Origin of the sequence: Streptomyces sp. BHT-5-2 (genome assembly GCF_019774615.1) — a bacterium.
GTDB lineage: Bacteria > Actinomycetota > Actinomycetes > Streptomycetales > Streptomycetaceae > Streptomyces.
On record NZ_CP081496.1, the window covers coordinates 5,848,478 to 5,865,402 of the forward strand.

Sequence of the window (16,925 nt, forward strand, 5' to 3'; positions counted from 1 at the left end):
GGACACCGCACCACCGGGGGCGGCGTCCCGGCCGTCGGGGCAGCGCCCTCGGCCGACGTCCGCCGCACCGCCCACGGCACGGCGAACACCGGACGACGAGCGAGCGACCACCACGGACGGCCTGCCGGCAGGCACCGCGAGAGCGAGGGGGAGCCACAGTGACCGGAGCCAGGGACGGCGACGCGCCGGCCGACCTGCGACTGACGTCCGCGGAGTGGAGCATGTGGCAGGCGTTCCGCAACGGCAGCACCTGCGACCTCCACAGCGGCGACCCGTCCCGGGACGATCCGCACGGGCAGCACCTGTGGGGCCCGGAGCGCCGGGTCCGGGCCCGGGTGGTGGCGCTGCTGCTGCTCGACGGGCCGCCGGCGCAACCGGGCCGGGTGTCCGGGTTGAAGCTCACCGGTGCGTACATCACGGACACTCTCGACCTTGCGGGCGGCACGATCAAGCCATTCGTGGAGCTGCGGGACTGCCGCTTCGAGGCCGAGGTGCTGCTGCCGGAGAGCAAGTTCACCACCCTGCGGATGGTGAACTGCGCGATACCCAGGCTGGAGGCGGCCCGGCTGCACACCGAGGGCGATCTCCATCTGCCGCGGTGCGTGGTGCACTCGGGCATCCGGCTGACCGACGCGCACATCGGCACCGACCTCATGCTCAATCAGGTCGTGGTGCACAAGGACCGGCAGGGCCGCTCGGTCATGGCGGACGGGATGACCGTCGCCCAGGACCTCCAGGCCGAGATGCTGGAGTCCTACGGCGAGCTGTCGCTGCGCGGCGCCACCGTCGGGGTGTCGCTGAGCCTGCGCGGCAGCCATCTGAGCAACCCCTTCGGCCGCCGGGCGCTGAACGCCCCTCAGCTGACCGTCGAGCGCACCCTCTACCTGACCGCCGCGGGCCTGGCCAACTCCCCGTTCTCCAGCGGCGCCACGCCCCCGTACGGCATCACCCACACCCCGGCCCGGGGCACCCGGATGCAGCGCTTCGAGTGCGAGGGCGGGGTGCGGCTGGACGACGGGCGGTTCGGGGACGCGGTGGACCTGGAGCACGCGCGGTTCATCATGGAGTCCGACCAGGAGCTGTCGCTGCGCCGCATCCAGACGCCGGAGCTGCGGTTCCTGGGCGAGCGCCCGCAGCGCGGCCGGGTGATCCTCTCCGGCGCCCGGGTCGTCAACCTCGTCGACAAGTCGGCGAGCTGGCCGGGGCTGGGCGGGCTGATGATGGCCGGCTTCGCCTACGAGACGCTGATCCCGCGCGGCCACTTCCCGCTGGCGCTGCGGCTCCAGTGGGTGGCCGCGGCGACCCCGGAGTACGCGCCCGAGCCGTACGAGATGCTGGCCGCCTCGCTGCGCGCGATGGGCGAGGACGCGGACGCCCGGGAGGTGCTGCTGGCCAAGCAGCGGCGGCGGCGCGAGACGCTGCCGCTGGCGGCGAAGGCGTGGGGCTTCCTCCAGGACTGGACGGTGGCCTACGGCTACCGCCCGGGGCGGGCCGCGGTGTGGATGGCGATCCTGTGGGCGATCGGCACCGCGTACTTCGCCTCGTACCCGCCGCCGCCCCTCAAGCACGACGAGGCGCCGCCGTGGAACCCGTACCTCTACTCCCTGGACCTGCTGCTGCCGGTCATAGACCTCTACCAGGGCGGCGCGTGGAAACCGGGCGGTGCCGCCCAGTGGGTGGCGGCGGTGATGATCATGGCCGGGTGGGTCCTGGCGACGACGATCGCGACGGGCGCGTCCCGGCTGCTGCGACGGCAGTAGGGCCGGGCCGCGAGCCGCCCGGGGGCGGCCCCGGCCGGGCCGCACCGGACAGGCCGTAGGCTTACGGACTGTGTCCTCCGTGCGTCTGCCCCTGTTCCCGCTCAATTCGGTGCTGTTCCCGGGCCTGGTGCTGCCGCTGAACGTCTTCGAGGCGCGGTATCGGGCCATGATGGGCGATCTGCTGGAACGGCCCGAGGACGACCGCCGGTTCGCGGTGGTCGCCATCCGGGACGGCCGGGAGGTCGCGTTCACCGCGCCGGGGCTGCCGGACGCCACCGCGCCGACCGCCACCGGCCCGGCCGCGGGCTTCGGCGACGACCCGGTCCGGGCCTTCCACACCGTCGGCTGCATCGCGGACGCGGCGACCATCCAGCAGAAGGCGGGCGACGGCTACGAGGTCCTGGCCACCGGCACCACCCGCTTCCGGCTGCTGTCGGTGGACGCCTCCGGCCCGTATCTGACGGGCGAGCTGGCACCGCTGGAGGAGGAGCAAGGAGAGGGCGCGGGCGCCCTGGCGTCCGGCGTGGTCCGGGCCTTCCGCACCTACCAGAAGCGGCTGGCCTGGGCGAACGAGCGGACCCTGACCGGCGACCAGGAGCTGCCCGCCGATCCGTCGGTGCTGTCGTACCTGGTGGCCGCGGCGGCCGTGCTGGACGTCCCCGCCAAGCAGCGGTTGCTGGCGGCACCGGACACCGCGGCCCGGCTGCGGCAGGAGCTGAAACTCCTTCGCCAGGAGGCGGCGGTGATCGGTAAGCTCCCGTCGCTGCCGGCCGTGGACCTGACCCGGCAGCCGACCGGTCCCAACTGACGCACCGGCGGCACGAGATACGTTCCCGGGGCCGCCGGCTCCGCGTCCGAACGAGGCGAGAGACGTTGGCGAAGAAGCCGAAGCAGGGGAAGAAGGGCGCCGCGCAGTCCGGGGGCACGCCCGCGACGGTGGCGCTGACCGCGGCCGGCGTCCCGTTCACGGTGCACGCCTACGACCACGACCCGGCGGCCGCCTCGTACGGCGAGGAGGCCGCGCAAGCGCTCGGGGTCTCCCCCGACCAGGTCTTCAAGACGCTGCTGGCGGACGTGGACGGCGCCCTGACGGTGGCCGTGGTCCCGGTCTCCGGCTCGCTGGACCTGAAGGCGCTGGCCGCCGCGGTGGGCGGCAAGCGGGCCACGATGGCGGATCCGGCGGCGGCCGAGCGCAGCACCGGCTATGTGCTGGGCGGGATCTCGCCGCTGGGGCAGCGCAAGCGGCTGCGGACGGTGCTGGACGCCTCGGCCGAGGGCCGGCCGACGGTGTGCGTCTCGGCGGGCCGACGCGGCCTGGAGGTCGAACTCTCCCCCGGCGACCTGGCCGCCCTGACGGACGCCCGGATCGCACCGATCGCACGGGGCTAGGGCCTGTGTCGGGCGGAGTGCAGGACCCGATCCGCTGGTCCGCCGGGCGGCTCTGAGCCCCGTCGGTGCCGCCGCGCGCCCCCGGGTGTCACCGACCGCGCCACGGCAGGGCTTCCTCGGGCACCCGTCCTCGGTTACGACCGGGGAGGAGGTACGCCATGTCGAAGAGGACCCGTAAGCGGAAGTGGCGCGTCCGGAAGGGGCGGGCCAACCACGGCCGCCGGCCGTCCTGAGGGCGGCCGGCGGGACGGTTCAGTCGCCCGTCGGCGGCTGCTGGTGGTGTCCGGACCAGTCCGGCACCATCAGCGTGTCGGGCTCCGGATCGCGCGGCCCGAAGAGCCCGGTCAGCGCGATCTGGATGATCATCCCGGCGATCGGCCAGGCCAGCAGGGCGCCCTTGGCCTGGAGCCGCAGCGGGCCGTCGAAGACCACCCCGGCGCCGACCTGCTTGGCGTGCGCGACCACGTCGGGGGTGGGACCCAGCCACATGCCGGTCAGCCAGCCCAGCACCGCGCCCAGCAGCCCGCCGACGGCCAGCGACACCACGAGCGGGATGCCGCCGCGGCGCCGGAGGAGGAAGACCACGGCCGCGGTGACCACGCCGAAGCCGAACGCGAGCAGGAAGAAGGTGCCGTCGGCGCCGATCGCCTCCTCGCCCTCGGTGTTCTTGAGGTAGACGTTGTGGGTGTCCGCGATCAGCGGGACGCGCGGCGCCAGCCAGGCCCACAGCACGCCCAGCAGCACCCCGCTCACCGCGACGGCCAGCGCGATCAGCACGCCTTCGCGCAGCTCGCGGGCGAACTCCGGGCCGCCGGCGGAGTCGCCGAGTGCGGTGGATTCGGATGCGGCGGATGCGCCGGAGTCGGGACCGGCGGAGTCGCCGGGTGCTCCGCCGGGGGCCGACGGGTGCCGGTGGGGCTCTTCGGGCGGTTGGTTCTCGTGGGGCGTCTGCGCTGCGGTCACCCCGTCATCGTGCCAGGCCGGCGCCGCGGTCCCGGCAGCAGGACGCCCGCGCGCCCCGACCGCGCCCCTTGTGTCGGTGCCGTCGGTCACCGGACCGCCGCCCGGCGGTACGCCCAGGTGGCCAGGGCCAGCGAGAGCACCCCGACGGCGGCGCAGATGCCGAGGTCGCCGACGACCGCGGGCCAGTCCGGATGCGGGGCGAAGGTGCGCGCCAGCGCCTCCACCCCGTAGGTGGACGGCAGCAGGTCCCGGGCCCAGCCGATCAGCTCGGGCATCCGCCCGGCCGGCAGCACCCCCAGCAGCAGCGCCGCCGACATGCCCAACTGGCCGCCCAGGGTGGCGAGTTCCTGGCGCGGGGCGAGCAGCCCGAGGGCCGCGCCGAGCCCGGAGAGCGCCGCGCCGGCCAGCGGCACCACCGCGGCCAGCACCCACAGGTGGGCCATCGGCAGCTGGAAGAGCAGACAGCCGACGACCGCGGTGACCACCGTGCCCGGCAGGGTGAAGGAGGCGTAGGCGGCGGCCGCGCCGAGCACCACGGCGGCCGGCGGCACCGGCAGCGTCGCGTAGTGGTCGAGGCCGCCGCCGGCCCGCAGCTGGCCGAAGTACTGGGCCAGGAGGTTCAGCGCGACGAAGGCGACGACCAGCACGGCGGAGCCGGAGACCACCGACCGGGCCGGGTCGCCGCCGCTGACCACCCCGCGCAGCAGGACCATGATCCCGACGGACTGGAAGGTGGCGACGAACAGCAGCGGTATCCGGGCGACCCGGGCCCGGGAGAGCTGGGCGCGGTAGACGGCGCCGAGGGCGGGCAGCAGTCGGGCCCGGGGGGCGAGCGGGGCGGCGCCGGCCCCGTCCTCCGGTCCGGTGCCGTCGCCCGTTCCGCCGCCCGTTCCGGTCGCTGTCCGCGCGGACATCACACTCACGCCGCCACCCGGCTTTCCTCGACCCGCGGTCGGTCCGTCGTGCGCGCGAGCGGCCGCCCGCCCGCGTTCCTGCTCGTCCGGCCCCCGGCCGGGGGCGCCGCCGTGCTCACGCCTTCACCAGCCCCTCCGCGCGCCCGCCCAGGGAGACGTAGACGTCCTCCAGGCTCGGCGTGGCCAGGGTGAAGTCGTCCAGGGCCGCGAAGGCGGGGCCCGCGGTGACCGCGGCGACCGCGGAGCGGGCCCGGTCGGCGGGGAGCCGCAGGGTCCAGCGGCGGCCGGTGGCGCGGGCGCCGGCGGCCAGGGCGGCGACCTCGGGGACGTCGAGCGGGGGCCGGTCCCGCCAGACCAGCTCCAGCCGGACCTCCTCCCCCACCAGTTCCTTCAGCCGGCCGGGCGTGTCGCAGGCGATCACCCGCCCCTGGTCGATCACCGCGACCCGGTCGAGCACGCTCTCGGCCTCCAGGACGTTGTGGGTGACCAGGACGACGGTGACGCCCCGCTCGGCACGGCGGCGGTCCACCGCGGCCCACACCGCGCGCCGGGCGACCGGGTCCATGCCGGTGGTCGGCTCGTCCAGCACCAGCAGCGGGCGCTCGCCGATCAGCGCGGTGGCGAAGCAGGCCAGCCGCCGCTGGCCGCCGGAGAGCTTCTTCAGCGCCCGGCCGGCGAGCGGGCCCAGGTCCAACTCGTCGAGGACCGCGTCGCGCTCGGCGCGGGCCGCGGCGGCGTCCAGGCCGCGCAGCCGGCCGGTGGTCTCCACGGCCAGGGAGACGGTCAGCTCGTCCAGCGCGGTCGACTCCTGGCCGAGATAGGCCAGCAGCCGCGCGGCCCGCTCCGGGTGCCGCACCAGGTCGTGGCCGAGGACGACGATGCTGCCGGCGTCCGGCCGGAGCAGTCCGGTCAGCTGGCGGACCAGGGTGGACTTGCCGGCGCCGTTGGGGCCGAGCAGCCCGAAGATCTCGCCGCGGCGGACGTCGAGGCCGATGCCGTCGCTGGCGCGTACCGCCGGCGCGCGCTCCGCCCCGCGCCGCCCGCGCGGCGCGGGATAGGTCTTGACCAGGTCCCGCACGACGCACACCGGCGCGCCGCGCTCCACCTGTTTTGCGCCCGTCTTCACGAGCTACGAGGGTACGCGGCCCGCGGCGGCCGCCGGTCCCGGGGGCCGCCCGGGGCGGGCGGGCACGGTCGGCGCACGGCTTCGGGCCGGGCGGTCAGTCGCCGGCCGGGGCGTGTTCGGCGGCGGTGCGGAGGTCGACCTCGCGCCAGAAGCCGGCCCGGATGGCGTAGCGGTCGTGCTCGTCGATCTGGTCGTCCTTGTGGGCGAGCAGGCCGAAGCGGGCGGCGTAGCGGAGGAGTTCCCCGTCGATGCGGTGCGGGATGCGGGGGTACTCCGTGGAGAGCTGCTGGAGGTGGACGGCGTCGGAGAGCCGCTCGGTCCAGCGGCGGGCGAAGACCTGGCCGACCTCGAAGGGGTCGCCGCCGACGGCGGTGATGTCCTCCTCGCGGTCGGCCCAGCGCTGTTCGGCGCTGGTGAGCTGGGCGAGGGTGGGCAGCGAGGCGGTCTCGGCCGGTTCGCCGAGCGGGCCGCCGCGCTCGATCCAGCCCTTGTCGGAGGACCAGCGGAGGGTGGCGGCGGGCTGGCTGCCGTTCTGCGCGGGGCCGGGGGCGGAGTTCTGCAGCGCGGGTCGGCCGAGGCCGGCGAGGTCCTTGGGGGTGGGGACGCCGCGGGAGCCGCCGGCGCCGCTCTCGCCGGCCGGCCCGCCGCATTCGTCGGCGGAGGACGGGCCGGCGGAAGCGTCGTGGCCGTCGACCTGGTCGGGGCCGGAGGCGGCGGCCGCCGCGGCGGCGACCGCGGTCTCCGGGAGAGGGGCGGAGAGGATCGCGGCGATCTCGGGGCGCGGGGCGGGCGGCGGGGCGCAGGGGCCGCCCAGCTCCTTGGCGCGGACCGCGCCGGTGATCCAGGCCCGGTCCAGCACCCGCCGCTCGTCGGCCTCGGCGACCAGGTCCTCGGACTGGTTGTAGTCGCCGTCGGCGGCCTGGACGGCCCAGAGGTGGACGGCGACGCCGTGCTCCTTGGCGGACATCAGGCCGGGCAGCAGGTCGCCGTCGCCGGTGACCAGCACGATGTCGGAGCAGGCGCGGTTGCGGGCGAGTTCGGTCAGCTCGGCGTGCATGGCGGCGTCCACGCCCTTCTGCGCCCAGCGCCCGTCGCTGCGGGTCAGGGCACCCAGCCGGACGGTGACCCGGGACATCACCCGCAGCCGGCGGTGCTCGGGCTGCGGGACGCGGTCGGGAGCACCGTCGAACCAGTAGATCCGCAGCAGCGGACGTTCGGTGTCCGCCTCGGCGCGCCGGCGCAGTCCCTGGATGAGGGCGGCGTGGTCGACGGTGATCCGGGAACGGGCGGGTTCTCCGGCGAGCAGGCTGGCGGCCGCACCGAGCAGATACCCGGCGTCCACCAGGACGACGCAGCGGTCCACGTTCCACCCTCTTCCCTGAGGTGCTGAAGTCCGGTCGCCCCCCGGCTCGGCCCGTGGCACGAGTGCTCTTCGGCTTCCTTCGAGTCTGCCCGACCGAACGGGGGTTATCTGCGCGAACTCGATCTTCGGCGTGGCGGATTCACGTTCGGCCGCCCGCACGGCGCGTAACTGCCGTTATCACCCAGGGTAATTGCCCGAAATGCACGGATGTGTCCGTCGTGTAAGTCTGATTCCGGCCGATCCCAAGATCCCCCTCAGGAGGCACGATCATGGCCAAGAACAAGAAGGACCGGAAGCAGCCCAAGGCGAGTGAGGCCGAGCGCGGCCAGCAGCAGTCCGAGAAGTCGACCCTCGAAGCGATCTCGCACTCGCAGTCCCAGGGCAGCCCGGCGGACGTCGCGCGCAAGCACCAGCGCCGCTTCGGCCACAACTGACGGTCCGGCAACACCGCCCCGCGCCCCCAACCGACGTGCGCCGACGACGACTTGAGAGGGGCGCGCCCGAACCGTGCGGGCGCGCCCCTCGTCGCAGCGGGGCCGGGGCGGCGCGGCGCCCCGGCCGAATGCCTCAGCCGGCCAGGCAGGACGGGCCGAGCAGCACCTTCAGATCACCGAACAACGACGGGTCGGCGGTGACCCGGTGGCGGTCCAGGCGGAGCACCGTGGTCTTCCGCACGCCCTGCAGCCGGATGCGGACCTCGGTGGAGCCGCGGTGGCTGCTGAGCACCTCGCCGAGCTTCTCGACCATCGGCGGGGTCACCTTCACCGCCGGAATGGTGATCGTCACCGGGGCGTTGGCACCGGCCTCCGAGAGGTCGGGGACCATCATCTCCATGGCGACCAGCCGCGGCACGTCCTCCCGCTTGTCCAGCCGGCCCTTGACGAACACCACGGCGTCCTCGACGAGTTGGGTGGACACCAGCTGATACGTGGCCGGGAAGAACATGCAGTCGAGGGAACCGGCGAGGTCCTCGACGGTGGCGATGGCCCAGGCGTTGCCCTGCTTGGTCATCTTGCGCTGGAGGCCGGAGATGATGCCGCCGATGGTGACGATCGAGCCGTCGGCGTAGTCGCCGCCGGTCAACTGGGCGATGGCGGCGTCCGCCTTGTCGCTCAGCACGTGCTCCAGGCCGAAGAGCGGGTGGTCGGAGACGTAGAGACCGAGCATCTCGCGCTCCTGGGCGAGCAGATAGGTCTTCTCCCACTCCTCCTCGGAGAACTCCACGTCCAGCCCGAAGCCGGGGCCGTCGGCCGCGCCGTCGGCGGAGTCGCCCATCCCGCCGAAGAGGTCGAACTGGCCCTCGGCCTCCTTGCGCTTGACCTGGACGACGTTGTCGATCATCGACTCGTAGTGCGCCGTCAGGCCCTTGCGGGTGTGGCCCATCTCGTCGAAGGCGCCGGCCTTGATCAGCGATTCGGTGGTGCGCTTGTTGCAGACCACCGCGTCGACCTTGTCGAGGTAGTCGGGGAAGGAGGCGTACTTCCCCTTGGCCTTGCGGCAGCGGATGATCGAGTCGACGACGTTCTGGCCGACGTTCCGCACGGCGGTGAGGCCGAAGAGGATGACGTCGTCGCCCTGGGCGGCGAAGTTGGCCTCGGACTCGTTGACGTTGGGCGGGAGGACCTTGATGCCCATCTTGCGGCACTCGTTCAGATAGACCGCGGACTTGTCCTTGTCGTCGCGCACGGACGTCAGCAGCGCGGACATGTACTCGGCCGGGTAGTTGGCCTTGAGATAGGCGGTCCAGTAGGTGACCAGGCCGTACGCGGAGGAGTGCGCCTTGTTGAAGGCGTAGCCGGCGAACGGGACCAGGACGTCCCACAGGGCCTGGATCGCCGCGTCGGAGAAGCCGTTCTTCCGGGCGCCCGCCTGGAAGATGGTGAAGTTCTTGGCCAGTTCCTCGGGCTTCTTCTTGCCCATCACGCGGCGCAGGATGTCGGCCTCGCCGAGCGAGTAGCCGGCGATGATCTGGGCGGCCTTCTGCACCTGCTCCTGGTACACGATGAGGCCGTAGGTGAGGCCCAGCGTCTCCTTCAGGGGCTCTTCGAGCTCCGGGTGGATCGGCGTGATCTCCTGCCGGCCGTTCTTGCGCTCGGCGTAGTTCGTGTGCGAGTTCATGCCCATCGGGCCCGGCCGGTACAGGGCCGAGACGGCGGAGATGTCCTCGAAGTTGTCGGGCTGCATCTGGCGCAGCAGCGAGCGCATCGGACCGCCGTCGAACTGGAAGACGCCGAGGGTGTCGCCGCGGCAGAGCAGCTCGTACGTCTTCGGGTCGTCCAGCGGGACGGACAGGAGCTCCAGCTTCTTGCCCTTGTTGGCCTCCACCATCTTCACGGCGTCGTCCATGATCGTCAGGTTCCTGAGGCCCAGGAAGTCCATCTTGATCAGACCGAGCGCCTCGCACTGCGGGTAGTCCCACTGCGTGATGGTCACGCCGTCGGTGTGCCGGGTCCACAGCGGGGCGTGGTCGACGATCGGCTCGCTGGACATGATGACGCCGGCGGCGTGCACGCCCATCTGCCGGACCAGGCCCTCGACGCCCTTGGCGGTGTCGATGACCTTCTTGACGTCCGGCTCGTTCTCGTACATCCCCCGGATCTCGCCGGCTTCGTTGTAGCGCGGGTGCGAGGGGTTGGTGATGCCGTCGAGGTCGATGCCCTTGCCGAGGACGTCGGCGGGCATGGCCTTGGTGAGGCGGTCGCCCATGGCGTACGGGTAGCCCAGCACGCGGGCGGAGTCCTTGATGGCGTTCTTCGCCTTGATCTTGCCGTAGGTGCCGATCATGGCGACCTTGTCGGCGCCGTACTTCTCCGTGACGTACCTGATCACCTCGACGCGCCTGCGCTCGTCGAAGTCGATGTCGACGTCGGGCATGGAGACGCGCTCGGGGTTGAGGAACCGCTCGAAGATCAGGCCGTGCTCGATCGGGTCGAGGTCGGTGATGCCCATGGCGTAGGCGACGATCGAACCGGCCGCGGAGCCACGGCCGGGGCCCACCGCGATGCCGTTGTTCTTCGCCCACATGATGAAGTCGGCGACGACGAGGAAGTAGCCCGGGAACCCCATCTGGATGATGACGTCCATCTCGTACTCGGCCTGCCGCTGCCGGTCCTCGGGCACCCCGCCGGGGAAGCGGCGGAGCATGCCGCGGCGCACTTCCTCCTTGAACCACGTGGTGTTGGTGTAGCCCTCTTCCGGGATGTCGAACTTCGGCATGAGGTCGCGCTTCTCGAACATGCCGGTGGTGTCGACCTGCTCGGCGACCAGGAGGGTGTTGCGGCAGCCCTCCTGCCAGGCGTCCGAGGAGTCGATGGCGTACATCTCCTCGGTGGACTTGAGGTAGTAGCCGGTGCCGTCGAAGCGGAAGCGGTCCGGGTCGGAGAGGTTCTTGCCGGTCTGGATGCACAGCAGGGCGTCGTGCGCGGTCGACTCGTGGGCGTAGGTGTAGTGCGAGTCGTTGGTGACCAGCGGGGGGATGCCGAGCTTCTTGCCGATCTCCAGGAGGCCGTCGCGCACCCGGCGCTCGATCTCGATGCCGTGGTCCATCAGCTCCAGGAAGTACCGGTCCTTGCCGAAGATCTCCTGGTACTCGGCGGCCGACTTCAGGGCCTCGTCGAACTGGCCGAGGCGCAGCCGCGTCTGCAGCTCACCCGAGGGGCAGCCGGTGGAGGCGATCAGGCCCTCGCTCCACTGGGAGATCGTCTCCTTGTCCATCCGCGGCCACTTCTGCAGCCAGCCCTCGGCGTACGCGTCCGAGGACAGCTTGAACAGGTTGTGCAGGCCCGTCTTGTTCGCCGCCCAGATCGTCTTGTGCGTGTAACCACCCGAACCGGACACGTCGTCGCGCTTCTGGTGCGGCTGGCCCCACTGGATCTTCCGCTTGTTGCGCCGCGACTCGGGGGCGACGTACGCCTCGATGCCGATGATCGGCGTGACGCCCGCCTTCTGCGCGGAGTGGAAGAAGTCGTACGCCCCGTGGAGGTTGCCGTGGTCGGACATCGCGATGTGCGTCATGCCCATCTCGTTGCACGCGTTGAACATGTCCTTCAGCCGCGCCGCACCGTCCAGCAGCGAGTACTGGGTGTGGACATGCAGGTGCGTGAAGGGCGGCTTGGCCACGGCGCTGAACCTCCGGTGGTGACAGTCGTCAGGGTCGTCGGGAGCGGTCGGATGGGGCGTGCGGAGAGGTCGGGAGGGATGGGTGGAACGGTGTTGAAGTCTACGACCCGGGAGTGACAACGGCTCCCGGATCCGGGGGACCCGGCGACCCGCCGAGGGGCGGCGGCCCCCGCTGCGGGCGGCGTTCCCCGCGACGTGCCCGTCCGGGAGAACGCGCGGGCGCTCCCGGGCACTCCCGGGCGTCCCCACGCGTTCTCCCGTCTGATCTCCGTCCGCTTTCCCGGCACTCCAGGAGGCACCAGCGATGCCCATCCCGCATGCCCCGGCACGGCACAGCACGCACCCAGGTCAGGACACCGACCGTCGCGACGGGGCGATCCTCGCCGCCCTCGACGCGGTCCCCGGACCGGCCCTGCGCAGGATGGCCGGCTCACCCGCCGCGTTCTTCCGGGGCGCCGCGGCCCTGTTCCACCACGACCTGGCGGCCTCGGGCGCGGGCGCGCAGGGAGCGCCGTATCTGGACGAGCGGACCAGCCGGGTGTGGATCCACGGCGATCTGCACGCCGGGAGCTTCGGCGCCTACCTGGACGCCACGGGCCGTCTGGTGTTCGGCGTCACCGGATCGGATGAGGCGTACGTCGGCCCGTTCACCTGGGACCTGAAGCGGTGCGCGACCTCGGTGGCGCTGCTCGGCCACGCCCGGGGGCTGAGCGATGCGCGGATCACCGAACTGGTGCGGGCCTTCGCCGCGTCCTACCGGGAGCACGTCCACGCGCTGGCCTCCGGTGCGGACGCGGGGCCGCCGTGCACCCTGGACACCGCCGACGGCCCGCTGCTCGCCGTGCTGCGGGCGGCCCGCGGCCGGACCCGGGCCGGGCTGCTGGCGCCGCTGACCGAGCTGTCCGGCGGGGAGCGGCGGTTCGCCGGCGGGCGCGGCGGCGTCGAGCTGGACGCGGCGGCCCGCTACACGGTCCTGGCGGCGTTCGACGGCTATCTGGAGACGCTGCCGGAGACCGGCCCGGCCCGCCCCGAGGCGTACCGGGTCAAGGACGTGGTGGGCCGGCGCGGCCCCGGCACGGACGGCGCGGCCGCCTACGACCTGCTGCTGGAGGGCGCCAGCGACGTCCTGGAGAGCGATGTGGTGCTGACCGTGCGGCCGGCGCCGGCGTCGTCGCTCGCCCGCTACCGCCCGGTCCCGGACGTCGCGGAGCACGTCCGGCACGACGGGCACCGGGCGGCGCTGGCCCGGCGGGCCCTCCAGGCGCACGCCGACCCGTGGCTGGGCTGGACCGCGCTGGACGGTACGGGCCTCCTGGTCGGCGAGGTCGCGCCGTACACCGCCGGGCTGGACTGGTCCGCGCTCGACGACCCGGAGGAGATCGCCGCGGCCGTCGCCGGGCTCGGCAGGGTCACCGCGGCCGCGCACGCCGCGGGCGACGGCAAGGAGCGGCATCCGCTGGTGCCGTTCCGGCCCGAGCGGGCCGTCGACGCGGCCCTCGCGGCCGACGAGGACGGCTTTGGTCCGCTGCTGGCGGACTTCGCGCACTCCGGCGCGGCCCGCGCCCGCGCCGACCACCGGATCTTCGTCGAGCTGCTCCGGGAGGGCCGGTTCCCGGTCGCCTAGGTCCTGTCCCATGGGGCGCCACCCCATCGGACAGGACCTGGGCACGCGGGCGTGCCCCCTTAGTACCGCTTTAGTCGACCCCATGGCACACTCGCTGGCGATGGACATCTCGGCGGCACACCTGCGGGCACTGCGCGCGGCGCTCTTCACGGCGCTGTGCGTCGCGCTGTCCTCGGCGTCCCATGTGCTGCTCTCCCGTATGCCGCTGCCGCCGGTCACCGTCGCCGGGACCGGCGTCGCGGTGTTCGCGCTGGCCTACGCGCTGGCCGGCCGCGAGCGCGGCTACTGGCGGATCGCCGGGCTGCTGCTCCCCCTGGAGCTGGCCGCCGACGCGGCCTTCAGCCTCGGCCAGCACACCTGCTACGGCACGGACGGCGCCCCGGCCGGGCCGGTCCACTCGCTGAGCACGATGCTGCTGTGCGGCGGCGGACCGGTCGGCGGACCGCTGGCCCAGCTGGCCCGGGAGGGCGGCGCCCCGGCCCCGGCCTGGCTGTTGCTGCTCGCCGGGCACCTGGCCGTCGGGCTGCTGGCGGCCGGCTGGCTGCGCCGCGGCGAGGCCGCGCTGGTGCGGCTGCTGGGCGCGGTGGCCGGCTTCGCCTTCCGCCCGCTGCTGCTGGCGGCCGCGGTCCTGGGCCGGACCCTGACGCCGCGCCGCGCACTGCCCGCCCCCGTGCGGACCGCGCCGACCGCCCGGTCCCTCCCCCTGCTCGTGCACTCCGTGGTGCGACGCGGGCCGCCCTGCGCGCTCGCCGCCTGACGGCCCCCGGGCCCGGCGGCCGGCGTACGCCCGTACAGCAGGTACGGCGCATACGCCCCCGGTAGCACGCCTCCCGTCCCACGGACCACGGAAACCACGGAGCAGAACAGTCATGAGCAACCGCAACAGCCAGGCCAACAAGCAGGCAGCCCGCGAGCGGCTGCGCGCCGAGCGCGAACGGCAGGCCAAGAAGGAGCGCACCCGCCGGCAGTTGATCGTCGCCGGCTCGGTCGTCGCGGTGCTGGCGGTGGCCGGCGGCATCGGCCTCGCGGTCGCCAACTCCGGCGACAGCGGCGGCGGCAGCGGCTCCGGCGCCGACGTCTGGGCGAAGGCCGCCAAGGCCAAGCCGGTCCCGCCCGCCCACACCAGCGGCCCCAACGGCACCACCGTCGTCGTCGGCAAGGCCGACGCCAAGAACACCCTGCAGCTCTTCGAGGACCCGCGCTGCCCCGGCTGCGCCGTCTTCGAGGAGACCGTCGGCGCGACCGTCGAGAAGGACATCAGCGACGGCAAGTACAAGGCGGAGTACCACATCGGCACGTTCCTGGACGGCAACCTCCAGGGCACCGGCTCCAAGAACGCGCTGAGCGCCCTGGGCGCCGCGCTGAACGTCTCCCCGGACGCCTTCCTGAAGTACAAGTACGCGCTGTACTCCAAGCAGTACCACCCGGACGAGACCGGGCCGGACAAGTTCGCCGACGACGGCTACCTGCTCAAGGTGGCCGACACCATCCCGGCGCTGAAGGGCAACGCCGCCTTCCAGAAGGCCGTCAAGAGCGGCACCTTCGACGCCTGGGCGATGGCGATGTCCAAGGAGTTCGACTCGCACAAGGACGTCCGCAGCACCCCCACGGTGAAGATGAACGGCGCGGTGCTGGGCACCCAGACCGCGCAGGGCCCGGTCGCGCCGTCCTCGGTCGCGGACTTCAACGCCCAGGTGGACAAGAACCTCAAGAAGTGACCCCCTGGTCCTGACGCCGGGCTCCGCCCCCGGCACCGGCATCGGCCGGCGTGCTCCGCGCACGCCGGCCGATGCCAAATCTTGACCCGGTTTTCCGCCGTGCCCATGGCAGACTCCCGGCCATGCAGGGGAGGGGAGTTGGCCCGGCGGCCCGGCCCGGGGCCTCGCCCGGGGGCCGCGCGGGGGCCCGTGTCCCGGCCTGCGCGCGCGCCGGCCGTCCGCTCCCGCCGCCCGCCGCGTGCGTACGCCGCCGCGGTCCGCCCGTCCCGGTCGCCGTCTGACGCCCGTACCGCACCAGCCAGGCAGCACCGAAGGATCGGACACCCCCCATGAGCAACCGGAACACCCAGGCGAGCAAGCAGGCCGCCCGCGAACGGATCCGCGCCCAGCGCGAGAAGGAGAAGAAGAAGGAGCGGCTGCGCCGCCAACTCGTCGTGGCGGTCTCGGTGGTCGGCGTCCTGGCGGTCGCCGGCGGCATCGGCTACGCCGTGATGAAGGCCAACGAGCCGACCGGCTGGGCGGCCGCCAAGGAGGCCAAGCTGGTCACCCCGGCACACACCCAGGGGAAGAACGGCACCGAGATCCTCATCGGCGACGAGAAGGCCGGGCAGACGCTGGAGGTCTTCGAGGACGTCCGCTGCCCGGCGTGCGCGGCATTCGAGCAGACCACCGGCGGGGAGCTGCTCAAGGACATCCACGACGGCCGCTTCAAGGTCCGCTTCACCCTGTACTCCTTCATCGACGACGCGCAGGGCGGCGAGGGCTCCAAGAACGCGCTGAGCGCGCTCGGCGCGGCCCTGAACGTCAGCCCGGAGGCGTTCTTGAAGTACAAGTCGGCGCTGTACTCGACCAAGTTCCACCCCGACGAGCGCGAGGACCTCTACGCCAAGGACTCCGAGCTGCTGAAGGTCGCCGCCGACGTGCCGGAACTGAAGGGGAACAAGACATTCCAGAAGCAGGTCCAGGACGGGACCTACGACCGCTGGGCGATGGAGATGACCGCGCTCTTCGGCCGCAAGGGCGTGCGCGGCACCCCCACCTTCATGCACGGCGACAAGAAGCTGACGATGGCGGAGATCCCGCAGCGGAGGATGACGCAGGAGCAGTACGACGAGCTGGCGCGGGCCAACTTCCGCAAGATGATCGACACGGAGTTCGGCCCGGCGAAGGGCGGCGGCGCGGACCAGGGCGGGGACACCGGCAAGGCCGGCGGCGGCCAGGGCATCGCCAAGGGCGAGAAGGACCCGACCGGCAACTGACCGCCGCGGCCCCGGCTCAGCCCCGCTCGGGCAGATCGGCCAGGAACCCCAGCGCCACCTTCCAGGCGCTCTCCGCCGCCGGTGCGTCGTAGTCCGGCAGGTCGGGGTCGGTGAAGAGGTGGCCGGCGCCGGCGTAGCGGAACACCTCGACGTCGGCACCGGCCCGGCGCATCCGCAGGTACCAGGCGTTCAGCCAGTCGTGCGGTTCGTACGGGTCGGGGTCGGCGACGTGCAGCTGCACCGGCAGCTCGTCGGCGACGGCGCCGTCGGCGATGTCGGAGGTGCCGTGCAGCAGGAGCAGCCCGCGGGCCTTCTCGTCGGCGAGGGCGAGGTTCTGTGCGACCGCGCCGCCGAAGGAGAAGCCGGCGTAGACCAGCCCGCGGTCGGAATACGGGGCGGCGGCCGCGACGGCGCGGCGGAGCAGCTCCTCCTTGCCGATCTCGTCCTTGATCGCGATGCCGTCGGGGACCGAGTCGGCGGTCCGGCCGCCGAACAGGTCGGGGACGATCACCTCGTGGCCCGCGGCCCGCAGCCGGTCCGCGCCGGCGTGCACCGCGGGGCGCAGCCCGCACACCGAATGAAACAGCACGATGGTGGAGGAACCGCTGGTCGCGGGCTCGGCGGAGGCGGGCACAGACATCACTTCCCTGGGGTTGGATCGCTTGCCCCCATCGTGCCAGCTACCGTCGT

General features: G+C 73.2%; 14 protein-coding genes. 8 read left to right on the plus strand and 6 right to left on the minus strand.

Translation table 11 applies throughout. From position 1 onward, the window contains the following. Positions 1 to 158 precede the first annotated feature (158 nt). The 3 genes from K2224_RS25915 to ybaK all read left to right on the plus strand — a co-directional run bounded on the left by K2224_RS25915 (position 159) and on the right by ybaK (position 3,149). Positions 159 to 1,760: an oxidoreductase gene (locus K2224_RS25915; protein ID WP_221908905.1), complete on the plus strand. Its 1,602-nt coding sequence runs from the start codon at positions 159 to 161 to the stop codon at positions 1,758 to 1,760. A 70-nt stretch (positions 1,761 to 1,830) separates the two neighbouring features. Next, positions 1,831 to 2,568, plus strand: a complete 738-nt coding sequence (locus K2224_RS25920; RefSeq protein WP_221908906.1) for an LON peptidase substrate-binding domain-containing protein — start codon at positions 1,831 to 1,833, stop codon at positions 2,566 to 2,568. A gap of 65 nt (positions 2,569 to 2,633) precedes the next feature. Then, positions 2,634 to 3,149: a Cys-tRNA(Pro) deacylase gene (gene ybaK / locus K2224_RS25925; RefSeq protein ID WP_221908907.1), complete on the plus strand. Its 516-nt coding sequence runs from the start codon at positions 2,634 to 2,636 to the stop codon at positions 3,147 to 3,149. 252 nt (positions 3,150 to 3,401) lie between these two features. Here ybaK and K2224_RS25930 read toward each other — a convergent pair whose 3' ends face one another. From K2224_RS25930 to K2224_RS25945, 4 genes are all read right to left on the minus strand, one after another. Next, entirely contained in the window at positions 3,402 to 4,112 is a 711-nt protein-coding gene (locus tag K2224_RS25930) for a DUF2567 domain-containing protein (RefSeq protein WP_221908908.1), read from the minus strand. Positions 4,113 to 4,198: 86 nt separating this feature from the next. After that, positions 4,199 to 5,026 (minus strand): ABC transporter permease, encoded by an 828-nt coding sequence (locus tag K2224_RS25935; protein WP_260693506.1) that lies wholly within the window; start codon positions 5,024 to 5,026, stop codon positions 4,199 to 4,201. A 115-nt stretch (positions 5,027 to 5,141) separates the two neighbouring features. Beyond that, complete coding sequence (locus K2224_RS25940; RefSeq protein WP_221909927.1) at positions 5,142 to 6,131, minus strand: ABC transporter ATP-binding protein; 990 nt, start codon at positions 6,129 to 6,131, stop codon at positions 5,142 to 5,144. Positions 6,132 to 6,246: 115 nt separating this feature from the next. After that, a complete protein-coding gene (locus K2224_RS25945; protein WP_221908910.1) occupies positions 6,247 to 7,515 on the minus strand; it encodes an NYN domain-containing protein in 1,269 nt (422 codons plus the stop codon). Between the two features lie 269 nt (positions 7,516 to 7,784). Here K2224_RS25945 and K2224_RS25950 point away from each other — a divergent pair, with 269 nt between their 5' ends. Beyond that, positions 7,785 to 7,949, plus strand: coding sequence for a hypothetical protein (locus K2224_RS25950; RefSeq protein ID WP_221908911.1), 165 nt, complete (start codon positions 7,785 to 7,787; stop codon positions 7,947 to 7,949). A 133-nt stretch (positions 7,950 to 8,082) separates the two neighbouring features. Here the strand turns inward: K2224_RS25950 and dnaE are convergent, their stop codons facing one another. Then, on the minus strand, positions 8,083 to 11,634 hold the full coding sequence (gene dnaE / locus K2224_RS25955) for a DNA polymerase III subunit alpha (RefSeq protein ID WP_221908912.1): 3,552 nt from the start codon (positions 11,632 to 11,634) through the stop codon (positions 8,083 to 8,085). Positions 11,635 to 11,938: 304 nt separating this feature from the next. Between dnaE and K2224_RS25960 the strand changes: the two genes are divergently transcribed. From K2224_RS25960 to K2224_RS25975, 4 genes are all read left to right on the plus strand, one after another. Beyond that, the gene (locus K2224_RS25960) at positions 11,939 to 13,258 is read left to right on the plus strand and encodes a DUF2252 family protein (protein WP_221908913.1); all 1,320 of its coding nucleotides are present in this window, start codon (positions 11,939 to 11,941) and stop codon (positions 13,256 to 13,258) included. 82 nt (positions 13,259 to 13,340) lie between these two features. After that, positions 13,341 to 14,015, plus strand: a complete 675-nt coding sequence (locus K2224_RS25965) for a hypothetical protein (RefSeq protein ID WP_398197940.1) — start codon at positions 13,341 to 13,343, stop codon at positions 14,013 to 14,015. A 112-nt stretch (positions 14,016 to 14,127) separates the two neighbouring features. Then, positions 14,128 to 14,976 carry a thioredoxin domain-containing protein gene (locus K2224_RS25970; protein ID WP_221908914.1) on the plus strand — a complete coding sequence of 283 codons (849 nt, stop codon included), beginning with the start codon at positions 14,128 to 14,130 and terminating at the stop codon, positions 14,974 to 14,976. A gap of 329 nt (positions 14,977 to 15,305) precedes the next feature. Next, positions 15,306 to 16,235, plus strand: coding sequence for a thioredoxin domain-containing protein (locus tag K2224_RS25975; protein WP_221908915.1), 930 nt, complete (start codon positions 15,306 to 15,308; stop codon positions 16,233 to 16,235). A gap of 16 nt (positions 16,236 to 16,251) precedes the next feature. Here the strand turns inward: K2224_RS25975 and K2224_RS25980 are convergent, their stop codons facing one another. Next, the gene (locus K2224_RS25980; protein ID WP_221908916.1) at positions 16,252 to 16,875 is read right to left on the minus strand and encodes a dienelactone hydrolase family protein; all 624 of its coding nucleotides are present in this window, start codon (positions 16,873 to 16,875) and stop codon (positions 16,252 to 16,254) included. Positions 16,876 to 16,925: the final 50 nt, after the last annotated feature.

What these genes read in the sequence shown, in the direction of transcription:
- K2224_RS25980 (WP_221908916.1), bottom strand. Translation starts at nt 16,875, where the DNA reads ATGTCTGTGCCCGCCTCCGCCGAGCCCGCGACCAGCGGTTCCTCCACC.
- K2224_RS25975 (WP_221908915.1), top strand. Translation starts at nt 15,306, where the DNA reads ATGAGCAACCGGAACACCCAGGCGAGCAAGCAGGCCGCCCGCGAACGG.
- K2224_RS25950 (WP_221908911.1), top strand. Translation starts at nt 7,785, where the DNA reads ATGGCCAAGAACAAGAAGGACCGGAAGCAGCCCAAGGCGAGTGAGGCC.
- K2224_RS25960 (WP_221908913.1), top strand. Translation starts at nt 11,939, where the DNA reads ATGCCCATCCCGCATGCCCCGGCACGGCACAGCACGCACCCAGGTCAG.
- K2224_RS25970 (WP_221908914.1), top strand. Translation starts at nt 14,128, where the DNA reads ATGAGCAACCGCAACAGCCAGGCCAACAAGCAGGCAGCCCGCGAGCGG.
- K2224_RS25965 (WP_398197940.1), top strand. Translation starts at nt 13,341, where the DNA reads ATGGCACACTCGCTGGCGATGGACATCTCGGCGGCACACCTGCGGGCA.
- K2224_RS25935 (WP_260693506.1), bottom strand. Translation starts at nt 5,026, where the DNA reads ATGTCCGCGCGGACAGCGACCGGAACGGGCGGCGGAACGGGCGACGGC.